A 13,687-nucleotide genomic window follows, 5' to 3' on the forward strand; every position below is an offset into this window, starting at 1 on the left:
TCCTCCTTCAACACGCTTCGGCGCTTACGGGGTTTCGTTCTTCACGGCGTCGCGCAGCCTTACGGCGTACTCCTGCGCGCCTCCGCCGATGGCTTCACGAACGTTGCGGGCGCTGAGCTTGTCGACGCTGCCGAGGATGTCCGCGAGCTTGCGGACCTTGTCGAGGTCCACCGGATCGAGCGGCTTCAGCGGGGTCTTGGGCGCGGTTCGGCCAGATGGCTGCTTCCCTTTACGCCCAAGGGGATTAGAGCCCTTCGGCTCCCCCGCGCCGGCCCGCTTAGCACCCCCACCGGGGCCCGCCTTCGGGCAGTCTCCAGGCGCCTCGCCGGTCGGCCCGCCGTCGTCCCCTTCCTCGCCGAACACGTCGGCGAGGAACAGGTCGACGGCCAGCCGCTCGGGCGTGCGGTCGGCGTCCTCCAGAACTTTCTCGATCCGCTGCTGCGCGGCGATTTCACCGGCCAGAGTCCCCCACGTGAGACCCATCGGCAGTTGCTCCGACCTCCGCCACGCCTCCCCCCACAGCGTCGCCCGATCGGCCCAGGCGCCCGGCCGGGCGGTCAGAAGCTTGACGTAGAGCTTCCATACCTCAGGGAAAAGGAACGACCGGGTCGCGTCCTCCCATGCCTGCTCCCGGGTGATCGCGTCGCGGGGCCACATGGCCAGGATGTGCTCGTACCGCTCCCACGTGTCCGGGAACAGACGCTTACGCTCCGTGTCCTGCTTGGCGTCACGGCCCTCCTGCTCGCGCCGCGCCGCAGCCCGCTTCCGGTTCTCGGCCCGGTCCCGGGCCCGCTCCTCAAAGCTCCGACCGTCCGCCGCGGTCTTCGATTCCAGGTACTGCTGGACCTCGGCCAGCAGCGGGCCCACCACCGAGGCGGCAGCCAGCACGTACCCGGCTACCGGCCCGAACTCGGCCGTGCCCTTCGTGGCGTTGATGAAGCCGGCGAATCCGGCCAGAGAGCCGGTGAGGATCCAGAACGGCCACCGCGCGAGACCTTTGCGGTGCGCCCACTTCGTACCCTCGACACCAGCCCAGGCAAGCAGTTCGCAGAAGAATGGGACGGGAAGCAGCAGCCAGCGCCCCAGCCCGAAGAAGTAGCTGATCTGCCCGGGCAGGGACGCCAGCATCCCCAGGACGATAATCGTGGTGACCAGGCGCTTGAACCGCGCACCACTGTCGACGCTTGCCTGCCGCCGGCCTTGCTTCCGTTCCCGGGCAACGTCCGCCGCATCGTCGTTGACGGCGTCGAGCTGCTTGCGCAACCGGGTCTGCCTCAGCTCCTCGGCAAGCTGATCAGTCGCGGCCTTCGCCTTGCTGATGGCGGCCTCGGCCTTAAGCTTCTCGGCCTTCGCTCGGATCAGCTGAGCGTCCGCTTGACGCTCGTCCCAGGTCCGGAATCCATGGGTCATTGGTCCACTCCTTTCTGGCTGTTCAGGCAGCGGGCTGGTAGTCGGTCGGTGGTGGCTGGGCATCGATCACGGCCTGGGCGGTGCTCCGGTCGCTGACGAACCCGTCGAAGATCACAGCAGCAATGACCAGCGCGCCGACCACACCCCGTACAGCGGGATGGGCGTCCAGACCGACGAACCAGGCAAGGCCGGCGACGAGGAGAGCAACTCGGGCCCTGGCCAGGCCAATAGCGAACGAAATACTCATGGCAACGTCCTCAAGTCGGAGGGTCAGGCGGCGGCCGCGGCGGCGTGCCAGCTGGAGGCGGCGGCGTGCAGACGGCGCAGGGCCGCGTCGCGGTCGAACGGCGCCGGCCACGCCTCCGGGTCCAGGGCCTGCTCGACGGCGTAGGCTTCGGCCTCCTCGATCGCAACGACCGCATCCATCGCGTGGCACCATGCGGACGGCATCTGGGTGATCTTCAGCTGGTGATCCAGAACAGTCTGCAGATCCCGGCGGCGACCGGGCCGGGCCATCTGGATCGCATGGACCATCTCGTGGACGAGCGTCGAGCGGACCTCCCCGGGCCCCCCGCGCTTGAGGGCACCTGCGTTCAGGGCGATCACAACGCGGTCCGACCGGGTCACGGAGGCACAGGCGAACACGCCGCGGGCCTCACGCCGGGCGTGCAGCCAGTACGCGGCCACAGCCCGGCGCCCACCACGCCGCCACCCGGCAGCCATCACCTGGGCCGTGGCCATACCCGACCGCCCGGCAACGACAACGGTCAGCGGCGGAACCCGCTCACCCATGCGCAGCTCGACCGCATCCACAACCTCCTGCGCCATGGCCGACACCTGCCGGACCACACGCAGCGACGCGAACCCTGAGGGCTGGAACTCAATGCTGGTCATGACGTCCCCTTCTCGAGTCTTCGAGCCGGTCCCGGCTCCGACCCGCCGCCCGACCAAAGCCGGGCAGCGAGGCGCAACCGACCCGCTCAGCGGGACGACGTGGCGAGCTTGCGCAACGCGTCCTTGATCTGCTTCGCCGTAAGCTCCGCGACCTGCTCCTGCGCCCCCGGCAGATCCCACGACCCGGAAGCCGTGTACTCCTCAACCGTCAGGTAGCCCGCCGGCCGATGCCTCAGCAGGTCATGGGCCAGCCACACAGCGTCCGCAGTGCGGTGACCGCACATCGGCATCCCCGTCCAGCGGTCCTTCTTCGTGAACCGGTGCTCATGGAGGAACTGCGCCTCCCCCCACGGCATCACGTGCGTCTCGACCGAGTACCAGGTGTCGCCCACCTGCACCTCGCGGGCAGCGAACCGGCGGGCCTCAGCCCGGTCCCGGGTGCCACCGATCGCACTGCCGATAGCATCAGTGATACGTCCCATGCTTCGTCTCCTCTACTGGCGTGCTCGGTCAGCGGCCTGCCGCAGCAGGTACAGCACCTCGGACTGCGTGCGGTCGGGGTGGTCTTGCCACTCGTGGTACGGCTGGTCCAAGCCCCGGGCGGCCAGGACGGCCTGCAACTGCCGGGCAGCCGCGCGGGCCGTGGACTCGTCGCCGTACCCGAGACGCAGCAGCACCGCCTGCGCACCCACCAGGCACCGGCCCCCGCGCCGGTCACGAAGCCGGCCCTGCACCCACCCGTGCCGCTCAATGACCAGGGCAGCCAGCTCCAGGTGCTCAACCACCCCAACCCGGCGCCCGGCCCCGTGCGCCGAACGCACGGCGGGCAGCGCCCAGTCCGGCAGGAACCGCAGAAACCCGCCCGGCACGGTCAGAGCCGGAGCCAAGACCGGCGTAGCCACCGACCCGAGGGCCTCGGCCACCAGCTCCGCAGTCGACTTGGACACCAGCGGATGCGCCGTCCGCCGCTGACCCGCCAGAAACGCCTCGATCTCCCGCACCAGCACCGGGCCGGCCTCGGCCAGGAACTCCTCCGCAGCCGTGTCGGCCACCAGAGTCGTGGGCATGATGCGAACACCTCCTGTCACTTCAAATGAGTGCGGGTGGGACGGGGCGCTCCCGGCAGCTGCCAGGCGGACAGGGAGCGCCCCGGATTACAGGGCCGGCGTCAGCGGGCGAGCTCAGCCCGCAGCGCCACCAGCCAGCGGTCGTACTCCTTCGGAAACCGCCTCCCGAGAGCGGCCCCCAGCAGGCGCACGAACTCATCGAGCTGCACCTGCACGGGCCGGCCGGTCTCGCGGAACGCGTAGATCAGAGTGGCCGACGCCCTCGGGTAATCACCCGCCGCGAGATGCTTGATGGCCTGCTGAGCGAGATCATCTTGAAAGCTCATTACGAACCCCTTCTCCAGCCGGCCTGTCCGGCTCCCCTCACTGCCCGACGCGGGTTCGGGCAGATCGGGCAGGCATCAGGCGTGATTCGGCCGCCAGGTTCCGTCTTTCGCCGCGTTCAACTCGTCGAGATGCTCGTCGACCGCCTCGCCCATGCGGGCTGCCGCCCCGTTCTGGTGAGCGGCCTTCAAGTCGCGCTGCGCTCCACGCGCGGCGGCAATGTCCGCCTTGATGTCAGCCTCCAGGTCATCCGCGGAGACACTGCCGCGCGGGAGGAAATGGCGAGCTCCAGACATGGTCAGATCCTCTCGGTTGTGGGCCGGACTGCCCGGCTCCCCTCACCGCCGGTACGAGACCGGCAGATCGGGCAACTGGCAGCAGCCTTCCCGAAGTTCGAAGACGAGGGCCGTCACCGCCGAATGACCGGCCGGTCGGCATCCCGGTGCACAAGATCAACGGCGAGCCCCCGGCGATGCAGGCGCCGAGCAAGGAAATGAGCAACCGTGGCACTGCGATGGCGGCCCCCGACACACCCCACAGCGACCGTCACCACCTCACCGGAGGGACCATCCCGAAACGCCAACACCTGCGCGGTGGTCGCCTGCAGCAGCGGCCGGATACCCGGCGTGCGGAGCACAGCCCGACGCACCGCCCGGTCCGCCACCGTCAACTCCCGAAGAACAGGATCCACATGCGGATCACGAAAATGCAGCCGCAGATCAAGAACCACCTGCGCATCCGGCGGCGCCCCATGCCCGAACCCGAAGGACGTAACCACCACATCCGCCACCCCGGTCTTCCGTCCACCCAGTCCCACGACACAACCCCCTCCGTCTTGAAGCCGGCCTGTCCGGCCACCGCACCCCACACCCATCACGGCATGCAGAGCACAGTGACCAGACAGATCAGCCATGAACCCGAGCCAGCGCCGCACCCTCGACCATCAGCGCACGCACCTCCGGAAACGAACGCCCCAGAACGTCATTCCACGACTCCACAAACGCATTCCCCCCACCCGAACGCGACGCCAGAACCATCTGCAGACACTTCGTGGCCGCACCAAACGACCGGCAATCGCCGTACCCGCGCCACCTCGCAACCAGCCCAGACCCCATAGACGCAATCAGGGCACCAGCAATACAGCGCCGACCCTGGCCATCGCCCACCTGCCCCTGCACCCAGCCACCCGACTCCAGCAACCGCAGAGCCGCCTCAATATGCCGAGCAACGGCCTCACCGGAAACCCGCCGGCCGTCATAACCCACCCAACCCAGCGGCGGCGGAACCGGAACAGCAACAGACGGGCGAACAAACACCGGTGGCGGCGGCGCCTGCTCCTCCAGGAACTCGGCGACCTCCTCGAACAACAGCTCCGCGTCAATCTCGAACATGACGAACCCTCCTCTTCGATGAATGAGCTACTTGGCAGACAGCCCGGGCGCAGCAGCGGATACAGCCCGCAGATGCCGGACGGCCCGCGGACGCCCCACCCGGCTCTCATCCGCCAGCCCCCGCAACCACAACCGCAGCCCCGCCTCCAGCTGCCGAGCCGTATCCGAAGACATAGGCGGCAAAGACCGGACACCCGACGGAAGAGTCACCCCCAGCTCGACCCTGTCCGCCCGCACATCCCTCGACCCCTCCAACGCCACGATCAGCTGCGACAGAGTGACCACCAGATGCGCCGAAGCAGCCTCAGCCGCGCCCGACAAGTCGATCCAGGACCCTTCCATCACACAGCCCGCCCAGCACCGGCACGAACCGCGTTGATCGCCGCACGCGCACCAGCCCCCGGGTGCTCCAGGTCATAAGCAATGGCGCCAGCGAACGCAGCATTCGCCGCCCACTCATCACCACGAGACACAGCATTCGCGAACTCCGCCACCAGCTGCACACGCCGCCTCGAACTGGCGACATCCAGCGGCGTCGGAACCTTACGAGCGGATTCAGGCATGACGGTGTCCTTCCAGAAAGTCGTACCGGAATGGAACAGAGACGCCGGCGCAAACAGCGCGGGCAAGGAATGCAGCTACAGAGAGCCGCCGGGAACACGCTGCGGCAGCGGCTCCAACACATCAGAACGGGACTCAGCGCGGCCGTGCTCAGGCTCAGGCTCCGCAGTCACCACAACCGCCACCACCATTCACCGAAGCGTTGTTGGCAGCCTGGACCGCGTCATCGAGAGCGAATATTTGGCCCAGACGCTCAACCTGGTGGGCGTGCAGCTTCACGAACAACGCCGCACCCGACTCCGTCACGATCTCCAGACGAGCCACCACCGCAGAACCCGGCACCGACGTCGTCCTCGACCAGCCCTCCACCACCGCCAGTAGGCGATCCGACGGAGCCATCACGCCCACCCCCGCCCGACCATCACCCGGCGGACACGGGCAGCCAGCTCAGCACAGGTGATCTCCCAGCCCGGCCAACCCAGCAGCTCGAACACCTGCACCACATCCGACCGAGACGACCACACCGCCTCAGACGACCCCGCCTCATACGCCACCAGATCCCCAGCCCGGCCGGCCGCCCTCGCGTCCCCGGCTGCCTCCTGCCACTCCAGAACCCGCTGGCCGGAGACCGCAGCCCGAACCAGCACGACCAGATCCCGCTCCGACAGGGACTCCCCCGGGCGAGCCTCCAAAGCGACCAGCAGCTCCGACAGCACACCCGCCACCGGAGGAACAGCAACCACGGGATTCATCGCGACCACCCCCGCACCGGAGGCTGAACCGCATGCCGGGCAGCCGACTCAAACGCCAACCGAGCAGCCTCCCGATACAGCGGCAAACTCTCGTGCGACGGATGACGCGCATCGGAAGCGATCTCCGCAATCCGGGCGACCAGACCATCCGCACGCACCTGCTCCGCATACGCCAAAGACGGCGCAGGAACCAAAGACACCGTCACCACCCCCGCGACACGATCACCCGGCGGCGAGCAGCCGGATCCGCAGGAAGCGGCGGGAGACGGAGCGCTGGGACCGTGATCGCGCGGCGGAGAGCGTCATCGGAGCGCAAGGCCGAAACGACGGGCTTCGGAGCGACCATCACGCGGCCACCTTGTCGCCCGGAGGGGAGATGAGGGAGTCGCTGAGGAATGCCTCGACAGCAGCCTCAGCAATGCGAACACCGCGGGGACGGATCTCGCCGCCTCCGTTGCGATGAGCAGCAAGCCGACCGGAGGCGATGAGGTTGTAGACGGTGGAGCGGGAGACGCGGAGGCGTTCGGCAACTTCGATCGCGTTCAGGAACTTCGGGACGTCGGCCACGTTGACCGCGGCCGGGAATTGGTGGCTCAAGGCTGCTCCCAGGTCGTTGGGCGTGTGTCGATAGCCGCTTCCCACTTCCACGTGGAAGTTGTCCGCGTGCTCCAAGAGTGCGCCTACTTCCACGTGGAAGTCAACGCCTGGCGCGCCCTCAAGACGCAAAAAAGCCCCCGCCGGGAGAGCGGGGGCGCAGGAGGTGCAGGTCAGGAGGGGATGACGTACTCCAGGACGTAGCTGGAGGAGTCCAGAATCATCTCATTGACCTCGACGATGCGGCCCGACTCCTCGGCCGCGTAGCGGATGATCTCGATGACCGGAGTGCCGCGCTTGATGTCCAGCCAATCCTTCTCAGCCTTCGTAGGCATGCGCGACCTGACCTCCTCACGAAAGAGCGTGGGGGCGTGGCCGATGTCCTTGAGCCGGCCATAGATGCCGCCATCCCCTGTGTCGACTTCGGCGATAGGGGTTCCGTCAGCAAGGTCGGCGGGGATGTGAGAGACGGCACGCATCACCGGCTTGGCGCCTATGGCGTAACGCCGGCTGCGACGGACGGCTGGCAGCCCCGCCTCCATGCCCAGCATGCGAGCGATCCGAGCATCGAGTTCGACGCGCTGCACCTCGACATCCAGTGGGGTCGGCCGCTTGTCGACGATGTCGACTGACCACATGGACTTGCCGTCGCCCCAGACTTCGCGCGACAGGCGCTTGTTAGCTGGACGAACGATGCGCTCAAACTTCCGAACGCGAGTCGGGGCGCCCTGCCTAGTCTCCGTAAGCCCTTGATCCCGGAGGACCTGGAGAGCCTTCCATGCCGTGTCACGGCCGACCTCGAAGGTGGTCATGATCTCGTTCTCGCCAGGAACTCTGTCGCCTGGCGCGTACTGGCCACTATCGATCCGTGCCCGCAACTCGTCGGCGATCTCTTCGTACCTTGCGCCGTCGTCGCGCTTCTTGCCTGTCAAGGACACCTCCCAGACGAGCTTGTGCGCATTCAGCGATGCCGGACGTGACGACCCACTTGACTTCCACGTGGAAGTCCGCGACCGTCTATTCCAGTAGTTCCACGTGCACGCACAGCCACTGACATCATTCGTGCAGGTCAGGAGGCAGACCTGTCCTGCTCGTTGCACCACTGTACGCGCAACCTCCACGTGGAACGCCAGCAGAAGGCATCGCGAAGGGGGACCATGCCCGATTCGCCCGAGCGCACCGCGCTCTACCGTCTCTACGACGCCGACGAGCGCCTGCTCTACGTTGGCATCACAAGCAATCCGAAGGCCCGCATGGCCCACCACGCCACCAGCAAGCCGTGGTGGTCAACGGTGATCACCCGGGAAACAGAGTGGTTCGACACCCGGGAGGCGGCCACCGCCGCCGAGGTCAGCGCCATCCTCGCTGAGAAGCCAGTGCACAACCGCACCCACAACCCCGTTCCGTCGCCACTTCTCGCGCTGCTGCCGGTTGTCGAGCACGAACCGCTGCGCCCACGGCTTCAGCAGGTTGAGCGGGATGAGCGCTCGGCAGCTCAGCGTGTGGCGGCAGATCTGCGAGCGTTGATCATGTCCGGCGAGATTCCTCTCGGAAGCAAGCTGCCGACGACAGCTGAGTTCATTGAGCAGTATCGGATCTCCAACGTCACTGTGCAGCGTGCGCTGGTCATCCTCAAGGCCGAGGGTCTCGCGATCGGGAAGTCGGGAGCGGGCGTGTTTGTCACCTCGCCGACCCCCGACAACTTCAACGATCCGCAGCACCACGTTGTGACTGTGGTTGGCGCGGGCGACACCACGCCTCCGCAGCAAGTCGCGGAAGTCCTCGGGGTCGCCTCCTCGGACCGCGTCTGGCGCGAGGTGCAGATCACGAGCGTGGACGCCTGGCCGATCCGTATGACCACTGCTTATCGGTGCAGCAACGCCGCAGTTGTTGGGGTCGAAGGCACGGACCAGCTGACAGTCCGCGTGCCGACCACCGCTGAACTGATCACTCTCAACCTGCCTGACGAAGTGCCGGTGATGCGCACGTTCCGGATTGTGCGCGGGGAGAACGGCAAACCGGTGGAGGTGCAGATCGTCATCGAGCCGGGCCACCTCTGCCAGCAGCGTTACGGCGCACTCGACAGGGGACGACTTTAAGTCAAGCCTGGAACGCGCAAAACGGGCACCGCAAGATACCTGCAAGACAAGAGTTAAGCAACGCTCCGAGTAGTTCGGCGAGGTTGGAGGGGGTGAGATGACTCTTAGAACTTGCTTGACCTGCGGGATCTATCAACTCTTATGTGTCAAAGCGCAGTTCGATGACCATCCAGATCTCAACCTCGCCGATCCGCAGGTCAGGTGTCCTGAACTAGCGTGTGAGCGTCTGCTCGAACTGAGCAAATAGCACAGCGGCCGGGCGGTCATCACCCGCCCGGCCGCCAGAAACCAGCGGTCATCACCCGCTGATCAAGAAATCCCCATCGGTCAAGAAGGGTTTTCCATGTCCAATGTACTGCCCTCTCGTGTTCTGCCGCTGCCTGCTGTGGCCGATGCCACGGTTCCGGTCCAGCCTTCCGCTACTCCCCCGCCGCCCTCCGCCGCGGCTGTGCCGTCGTTGCCGCATCCGTCGGTGTGTCCGTCGTGGTGTAAGGATCGTCGCGATCGGGCGGCTCATACGTTCGGGCCGACGTCGACGTCGCACTGGGGTTCGCAGTATCGGTTGGCGAATCCGTTTCCGGGGGCGGCGCCGGATGAGTGGTTGGTGTCGGCGGAGCTGTACCGGGAGGACACGAACACGGATACGGGCTACACGACTTTGTACGTCCAGGGTGTTTCGGATGCGGAGTTGGAGGCCCCGGAGGTGGATGCGCTGATCGCCCAGGCGGAGGCGTTCGTGGCGACGCTGCGGGTGCTGCGCCGGCAGATGGGCTGACGGGGGTGTCCGTGTCGCGCTGGTTCGAGAATCCCGACGTTGATGTGGCTAATGCGGAGTGGGCGCCATGGGTGCGCTACACCCGTGTGCCGCCGCCGGAGGAGTGGCGGGACACGGGGAGCGTGGCGGCGTACACGCCGGAGGAGCGGGTGCTGAGTTCTGCTGTGCACGAGGCCGGCCACGCTGTGCTGTACATGGCCGCTGGCTATCAGGTCAACAGCATCACCCTTGATCCGGCTGGCGATCTCCGGCGCTATGCCCGGGCGGTGGTCGACTATGTTCCGGCCGAGGGCCCGTGGCTGGGCTTTGTGCTGAAGGATGCGGCCGGGGAGCGGGCCGAGGTCCGATGGCTGCGTGAGACGGGGCTCTGGACACCGGGGCGCGCTTGGGCGGCGGAGCGTCACGCTTGGCACGACCGCAGGCACGTCGACGAGATCATGCGGAGCTGCCATGGCCGTGAGCTCACGTTTCACGGCGATCACGGCGACTGGGGCGACTACGCGTGGGTCATGGACCGCACGGATGAGGCTCTTGGCCGGGTGTGGGGGCAGGTGATGGCCTTGGCTCACTTCGTTGCGGCGCGTCGGCAGGTCACGGGCGAGGAAGCTGCTCGCTTGACGGGTTTGTAGGTTTCCTGGCTCGTCGGGGGCTGGGGTGGGTTCGATCTTGTGGGGAGGGGGTGAGCAGCGTGGCTGAGTGTGATCACGAGTGGGTGACGTGGAGTGGTGCGAATCGTTGCCGGAAGTGTGGGGCGACGCAGGAGCCGGGGTAGGTTGCCGTCGGGTCTGGCGGGGGTCGCGGTCGCGGCCCCCGTTCTGTGTGTTCTGGGGAGGGTGCTGTGGCGGATGTGCGGGTGAACTGGGGGGAGTTGCCGGCGGGCGTGCGGGGGGCAGTGGAGGCGCGGACGGGGCCGGTGGACGCTGTGGTGGGGGTGCCGTTCGGGATCACGTGCCGTTTCGCGGCGGTGTTGTCGACGGCCGGGGGGCAGGTGTTCGTGAAGGGGGTCCCTGCTGGCTATGAGCGCGGGCGCTCGGCTCAGTCGTGGGAGGTAGCCCTGAACCCGGCCGTCGTCGGCGTGTCGCCGCGGTTGCTGTGGCGGGTAGAGGCGGCCGGCTGGGACCTGCTCGGGTTCGAGTTCGTGCCGGGGGCCCACGCGGATCTGTCCCCGGGGTCGCCCGACCTGCCTGCCGTCGCGGACGTCCTGACGGCTGCTGGGGGCCGGCGTGCTCCTGCGGGGGTTCCGCCGTTGACGGACCGGTGGTCAGATCTGGACGAGGAGGACCTGGTGCTGCTGGCCGGGGACACGCTCCTCCACACGGACACGAACCCGCACAACCTCCTCGTCGGCGCGGGGCGGGGGTGGCTGGTGGACTGGGCGTTGCCCGCGGCCGGCCCGGCGTGGGTGGATGTGGCGTTCACGGCGTTGCGGTTGATGGAGTGCGGTGAGCACAGCCCGGAGAGCGCCCTGGACTGGGCGCATCAGTTCGACTGTTGGGCGGGGGTGGATCCGCGGGCGCTGGCCGCGCTGGAGGGGGCGACGCGCCGGCACCGGGTGGCAGCGGTGGGTGAGCGCGGGGCCCGGTGGGCGAATGGGGTGTTCGCATCGTTGCTGGAGGCGCACGTGCACGCGGCGGCCCGCTGACCGGCGCGCAGGGTGGTGGTGTGCGCGGGGATCGGCGCGACTGTCTACCGTATAGACGAATCCGCGGCTAGAAAATAGACGCCCCTCATGGGACCATGACCACATGACCGACTGGGAGAAGCAGCTACGCCGACGAACCAAGACCATCGAGCGGGAGGAGCAGGCGCGCCGCCAGGACATTGCCGCCGCGCGCCTGGACGGACACTCCTTCCGCGAGCTCGGCACGTGGGCCGGCATCAACCACGAACGCGCCCGACAGATGTGCATCGACATCAATGGCGACTCCCGCACCCGAGCCGAGCGCCAGGCGACCGGAGAAGCGGTAGCCCAGGGCGGAGCCTCATGAGCGCCAATGAAGGCAAGGGCGATCGATACGACCAGCGCATCCATGAGGGAGAGCCGTCCATGACTCAAGGTGACCTGCCGCGCGAAATCGGCAAGGTCCTCAAGGCCGCCGCCGAGTTCGAGGTGCCGAGGTGGAAGGTGGAGCCGCGCCAGACTCTCGCGTTCGTGTACGAACATGACGGCGAGGAGATCGAGTTGACCCGATTCTCGGGGGACCTCCCGGTGCCAGCGGTGGGGCAAACCGTGACCCTCCACAACACCAAGGACCCGCTGATCGTGGACCGGGTCTGTACGGACTACGGAATCGCAGGTGACCAACAGCACGCGAGCGTGTCCGTGTACGTGCGGCTGCCGGAGTGACCGTGGACCTGGTGACGTTCCTCCACGCCCGCCTCGACGAGGACGAGCAGGTAGCGCGAGCAGCACAGCCTGCTCCGTGGGTCCGCCGCGACCACGTGGCCGGCGTGCATGCCGACAACGCGACCGAGGCGCGGCCATACGGATCGGCGGTGGCCGACTGCCGCCGGGTACCGGACGGGTACGGGGTCCCGAACGCCCTGCACATCGTCCGCCATGCCCCAGCTCGCGTCCTCGCCGAGGTCGATGCCAAGCGGGCCATCGTGGAGGAGATCGAGGACGCCGAGGTCCGGTGGTACGGCGACAAGCTGATCCCCGTACTCAAGCGCCTTGCCCTGCCGTATGCCGATCACCCGGACTACCGCGAGGAGTGGCGGCCGTAAGGGTGGCGTCCAAGTCCTGGCGCTGACACCTCCGGACAGCGAACGAGTCCCCCGCTTAAAGGCGGGGGACTCGTCGAGCCTGGGTTCAGCCCAGGTAGTCGATCTGGTAGATGTGCAGCGTCTTCGTCTGGTGGCCCAGGTAGATGACCAGCAGCAGGTCGCCGGTGACGAGGGTCCGCATGATCCCGTCATCTTCCCCGTAGGGCTCGGTCGCACCAAGGGGGTCGGTGCAGGCTGCGGCGAGGGCGAGGGTCAGACGTTCGCTGACCGACTGGGGCAGGGAGTCCCAGACTGCCTGATTCGTTGCGTCGCATTTGAGGACGTACACCGGGCCAGCCTGTCAGGTCAGGCGGCGCCGCGTGACCGGATTCGGGCAGCGTCTTGGAGGACCCTGTCGGTGACGTCGGTCCACTCGCCGGGGATGTCGCCGCCGGCTTCCTGGATGGCCGCTGCTTCGCGGCCGCGCTGGACTGCGGCGAGCGTGCGCTCGGCGATGCCCTGCCATTTCGCGAAGACGCTGAGCATCTCGTGGGCGGGGGCCTTGTTGATCTCGCTGAGGAAGCGCTGGGCGAGGGTGGGGTTGCCGAGCGCATCGGAAATACGTTCGATGGTCCACGGGCTGTCGCTCATCCTGGCCTCCACTCGGGCTGTGACGCCTCCACCGTAGCGAACCATGGACCCCGGGGACTCCGGAGCACCCCGGAAAGTCCGGGGGTGCTCGGGCGAGCACCCCCAAACGTTAGGGAGTGGGGGTGGCGCGCCTTCCGCGATGCGCCGGGTTGCGTGCGCCCCGGTCGACCCGGCGGAGGCCGTATCTGCGAGCTGCTGGCCGCGTTGATCGGGGCATGGATGGGGTGGATGATCGTACTGACGAGACCGGTCCGGTTACCTTGGGGGATCCGCGTGAGGTTTGGGTGGAGATCAGGGGCCCGGTAGAGGGTGTGGCTCGCATCCGGGCGTGGATCACGGCCCGGTCGGGGAGCCTGACCGGTGACGGCCAGATCGTCGCCGACACCGCGGACGACCCGGAGATGCCGGGCTGGTCGTGGTGCCGGATGACGGTCCTGCCAGCCGAGGAGTAGCCAGCGGCACG

23 protein-coding genes are annotated in these 13,687 nt (G+C 67.6%); 8 read left to right on the plus strand and 15 right to left on the minus strand.

The genetic code is table 11. The annotated features are described in order from the left end of the window. Window positions 1–24: 24 nt before the first annotated feature. The 13 genes from ABZ951_RS00585 to ABZ951_RS00645 form a co-directional block, all read right to left on the minus strand. On the minus strand, window positions 25–1,410 hold the full coding sequence (locus ABZ951_RS00585; protein WP_344087920.1) for a hypothetical protein: 1,386 nt from the start codon (window positions 1,408–1,410) through the stop codon (window positions 25–27). Window positions 1,411–1,432: 22 nt separating this feature from the next. Then, the gene (locus tag ABZ951_RS00590) at window positions 1,433–1,657 is read right to left on the minus strand and encodes a hypothetical protein (protein WP_344087917.1); all 225 of its coding nucleotides are present in this window, start codon (window positions 1,655–1,657) and stop codon (window positions 1,433–1,435) included. 23 nt (window positions 1,658–1,680) lie between these two features. Then, window positions 1,681–2,304: a hypothetical protein gene (locus ABZ951_RS00595; RefSeq protein WP_344087914.1), complete on the minus strand. Its 624-nt coding sequence runs from the start codon at window positions 2,302–2,304 to the stop codon at window positions 1,681–1,683. Window positions 2,305–2,390: 86 nt separating this feature from the next. Then, window positions 2,391–2,786: a hypothetical protein gene (locus ABZ951_RS00600; protein WP_344087911.1), complete on the minus strand. Its 396-nt coding sequence runs from the start codon at window positions 2,784–2,786 to the stop codon at window positions 2,391–2,393. A gap of 12 nt (window positions 2,787–2,798) precedes the next feature. Beyond that, window positions 2,799–3,371 carry a hypothetical protein gene (locus ABZ951_RS00605; RefSeq protein WP_344087908.1) on the minus strand — a complete coding sequence of 191 codons (573 nt, stop codon included), beginning with the start codon at window positions 3,369–3,371 and terminating at the stop codon, window positions 2,799–2,801. Window positions 3,372–3,472: 101 nt separating this feature from the next. After that, window positions 3,473–3,697: a hypothetical protein gene (locus tag ABZ951_RS00610; protein WP_344087905.1), complete on the minus strand. Its 225-nt coding sequence runs from the start codon at window positions 3,695–3,697 to the stop codon at window positions 3,473–3,475. A gap of 75 nt (window positions 3,698–3,772) precedes the next feature. Beyond that, window positions 3,773–3,991 (minus strand): hypothetical protein, encoded by a 219-nt coding sequence (locus ABZ951_RS00615; RefSeq protein WP_344087902.1) that lies wholly within the window; start codon window positions 3,989–3,991, stop codon window positions 3,773–3,775. A 113-nt stretch (window positions 3,992–4,104) separates the two neighbouring features. Further along, window positions 4,105–4,608, minus strand: a complete 504-nt coding sequence (locus ABZ951_RS00620) for an RNase adapter RapZ (RefSeq protein WP_361278296.1) — start codon at window positions 4,606–4,608, stop codon at window positions 4,105–4,107. Then, a complete protein-coding gene (locus ABZ951_RS00625) occupies window positions 4,601–5,086 on the minus strand; it encodes a hypothetical protein (protein WP_344087899.1) in 486 nt (161 codons plus the stop codon). The genes ABZ951_RS00620 and ABZ951_RS00625 overlap by 8 nt, the downstream gene beginning before the upstream one ends. Before the next feature lie 717 nt (window positions 5,087–5,803). Beyond that, complete coding sequence (locus ABZ951_RS00630; protein WP_344087896.1) at window positions 5,804–6,046, minus strand: hypothetical protein; 243 nt, start codon at window positions 6,044–6,046, stop codon at window positions 5,804–5,806. After that, window positions 6,046–6,399: a hypothetical protein gene (locus tag ABZ951_RS00635; RefSeq protein ID WP_344087893.1), complete on the minus strand. Its 354-nt coding sequence runs from the start codon at window positions 6,397–6,399 to the stop codon at window positions 6,046–6,048. Before ABZ951_RS00635 ends, ABZ951_RS00630 begins: the two co-directional genes overlap by 1 nt. A 345-nt stretch (window positions 6,400–6,744) precedes the next feature. Then, the gene (locus tag ABZ951_RS00640; RefSeq protein WP_344087890.1) at window positions 6,745–7,071 is read right to left on the minus strand and encodes a helix-turn-helix domain-containing protein; all 327 of its coding nucleotides are present in this window, start codon (window positions 7,069–7,071) and stop codon (window positions 6,745–6,747) included. Window positions 7,072–7,166: 95 nt separating this feature from the next. Continuing rightward, window positions 7,167–7,925, minus strand: coding sequence for a GntR family transcriptional regulator (locus tag ABZ951_RS00645; protein ID WP_344087887.1), 759 nt, complete (start codon window positions 7,923–7,925; stop codon window positions 7,167–7,169). A gap of 225 nt (window positions 7,926–8,150) precedes the next feature. On the opposite strand from ABZ951_RS00645, the gene ABZ951_RS00650 reads away from it, so the two are divergent. From ABZ951_RS00650 to ABZ951_RS00680, 7 genes are all read left to right on the plus strand, one after another. Further along, window positions 8,151–9,092 (plus strand): GntR family transcriptional regulator, encoded by a 942-nt coding sequence (locus ABZ951_RS00650; RefSeq protein ID WP_344087884.1) that lies wholly within the window; start codon window positions 8,151–8,153, stop codon window positions 9,090–9,092. A gap of 343 nt (window positions 9,093–9,435) precedes the next feature. Beyond that, window positions 9,436–9,867 carry a hypothetical protein gene (locus tag ABZ951_RS00655; RefSeq protein WP_344087881.1) on the plus strand — a complete coding sequence of 144 codons (432 nt, stop codon included), beginning with the start codon at window positions 9,436–9,438 and terminating at the stop codon, window positions 9,865–9,867. Window positions 9,868–9,878: 11 nt separating this feature from the next. Next, the gene (locus ABZ951_RS00660) at window positions 9,879–10,496 is read left to right on the plus strand and encodes a hypothetical protein (protein WP_344087878.1); all 618 of its coding nucleotides are present in this window, start codon (window positions 9,879–9,881) and stop codon (window positions 10,494–10,496) included. A gap of 446 nt (window positions 10,497–10,942) precedes the next feature. Continuing rightward, the gene (locus ABZ951_RS00665; RefSeq protein ID WP_344087875.1) at window positions 10,943–11,509 is read left to right on the plus strand and encodes a hypothetical protein; all 567 of its coding nucleotides are present in this window, start codon (window positions 10,943–10,945) and stop codon (window positions 11,507–11,509) included. 103 nt (window positions 11,510–11,612) lie between these two features. Next, window positions 11,613–11,855 (plus strand): hypothetical protein, encoded by a 243-nt coding sequence (locus ABZ951_RS00670; protein WP_344087872.1) that lies wholly within the window; start codon window positions 11,613–11,615, stop codon window positions 11,853–11,855. After that, window positions 11,852–12,214: a hypothetical protein gene (locus ABZ951_RS00675; RefSeq protein WP_344087869.1), complete on the plus strand. Its 363-nt coding sequence runs from the start codon at window positions 11,852–11,854 to the stop codon at window positions 12,212–12,214. Before ABZ951_RS00670 ends, ABZ951_RS00675 begins: the two co-directional genes overlap by 4 nt. Before the next feature lie 11 nt (window positions 12,215–12,225). Beyond that, a complete protein-coding gene (locus tag ABZ951_RS00680; RefSeq protein WP_361278306.1) occupies window positions 12,226–12,594 on the plus strand; it encodes a DUF6221 family protein in 369 nt (122 codons plus the stop codon). Window positions 12,595–12,679: 85 nt separating this feature from the next. Here the strand turns inward: ABZ951_RS00680 and ABZ951_RS00685 are convergent, their stop codons facing one another. Together ABZ951_RS00685 and ABZ951_RS00690 are read right to left on the minus strand one after the other, a co-directional pair. Beyond that, window positions 12,680–12,922: a hypothetical protein gene (locus tag ABZ951_RS00685; protein ID WP_344087863.1), complete on the minus strand. Its 243-nt coding sequence runs from the start codon at window positions 12,920–12,922 to the stop codon at window positions 12,680–12,682. 17 nt (window positions 12,923–12,939) lie between these two features. After that, entirely contained in the window at window positions 12,940–13,224 is a 285-nt protein-coding gene (locus ABZ951_RS00690; RefSeq protein ID WP_344087861.1) for a hypothetical protein, read from the minus strand. Window positions 13,225–13,535: 311 nt separating this feature from the next. Between ABZ951_RS00690 and ABZ951_RS00695 the strand changes: the two genes are divergently transcribed. Then, window positions 13,536–13,676, plus strand: a complete 141-nt coding sequence (locus tag ABZ951_RS00695) for a hypothetical protein (RefSeq protein WP_344087858.1) — start codon at window positions 13,536–13,538, stop codon at window positions 13,674–13,676. Window positions 13,677–13,687 lie beyond the last annotated feature (11 nt).

Source organism: Streptomyces sp. NPDC046215, assembly GCF_040646215.1.
In the GTDB taxonomy this organism is placed as follows: domain Bacteria; phylum Actinomycetota; class Actinomycetes; order Streptomycetales; family Streptomycetaceae; genus Streptomyces; species Streptomyces stramineus.

Excerpts from the sequence above, each read along its gene's own strand:
- ABZ951_RS00595 (WP_344087914.1), bottom strand. The coding sequence starts at position 2,304 with ATGACCAGCATTGAGTTCCAGCCCTCAGGGTTCGCGTCGCTGCGTGTG.
- ABZ951_RS00630 (WP_344087896.1), bottom strand. The coding sequence starts at position 6,046 with ATGGCTCCGTCGGATCGCCTACTGGCGGTGGTGGAGGGCTGGTCGAGG.
- ABZ951_RS00655 (WP_344087881.1), top strand. The coding sequence starts at position 9,436 with ATGTCCAATGTACTGCCCTCTCGTGTTCTGCCGCTGCCTGCTGTGGCC.
- ABZ951_RS00635 (WP_344087893.1), bottom strand. The coding sequence starts at position 6,399 with ATGAATCCCGTGGTTGCTGTTCCTCCGGTGGCGGGTGTGCTGTCGGAG.
- ABZ951_RS00590 (WP_344087917.1), bottom strand. The coding sequence starts at position 1,657 with ATGAGTATTTCGTTCGCTATTGGCCTGGCCAGGGCCCGAGTTGCTCTC.
- ABZ951_RS00610 (WP_344087905.1), bottom strand. The coding sequence starts at position 3,697 with ATGAGCTTTCAAGATGATCTCGCTCAGCAGGCCATCAAGCATCTCGCG.
- ABZ951_RS00620 (WP_361278296.1), bottom strand. The coding sequence starts at position 4,608 with ATGGCTGATCTGTCTGGTCACTGTGCTCTGCATGCCGTGATGGGTGTG.
- ABZ951_RS00670 (WP_344087872.1), top strand. The coding sequence starts at position 11,613 with ATGACCGACTGGGAGAAGCAGCTACGCCGACGAACCAAGACCATCGAG.
- ABZ951_RS00615 (WP_344087902.1), bottom strand. The coding sequence starts at position 3,991 with ATGTCTGGAGCTCGCCATTTCCTCCCGCGCGGCAGTGTCTCCGCGGAT.
- ABZ951_RS00675 (WP_344087869.1), top strand. The coding sequence starts at position 11,852 with ATGAGCGCCAATGAAGGCAAGGGCGATCGATACGACCAGCGCATCCAT.
- ABZ951_RS00605 (WP_344087908.1), bottom strand. The coding sequence starts at position 3,371 with ATGCCCACGACTCTGGTGGCCGACACGGCTGCGGAGGAGTTCCTGGCC.
- ABZ951_RS00625 (WP_344087899.1), bottom strand. The coding sequence starts at position 5,086 with ATGTTCGAGATTGACGCGGAGCTGTTGTTCGAGGAGGTCGCCGAGTTC.
- ABZ951_RS00650 (WP_344087884.1), top strand. The coding sequence starts at position 8,151 with ATGCCCGATTCGCCCGAGCGCACCGCGCTCTACCGTCTCTACGACGCC.
- ABZ951_RS00585 (WP_344087920.1), bottom strand. The coding sequence starts at position 1,410 with ATGACCCATGGATTCCGGACCTGGGACGAGCGTCAAGCGGACGCTCAG.
- ABZ951_RS00600 (WP_344087911.1), bottom strand. The coding sequence starts at position 2,786 with ATGGGACGTATCACTGATGCTATCGGCAGTGCGATCGGTGGCACCCGG.
- ABZ951_RS00690 (WP_344087861.1), bottom strand. The coding sequence starts at position 13,224 with ATGAGCGACAGCCCGTGGACCATCGAACGTATTTCCGATGCGCTCGGC.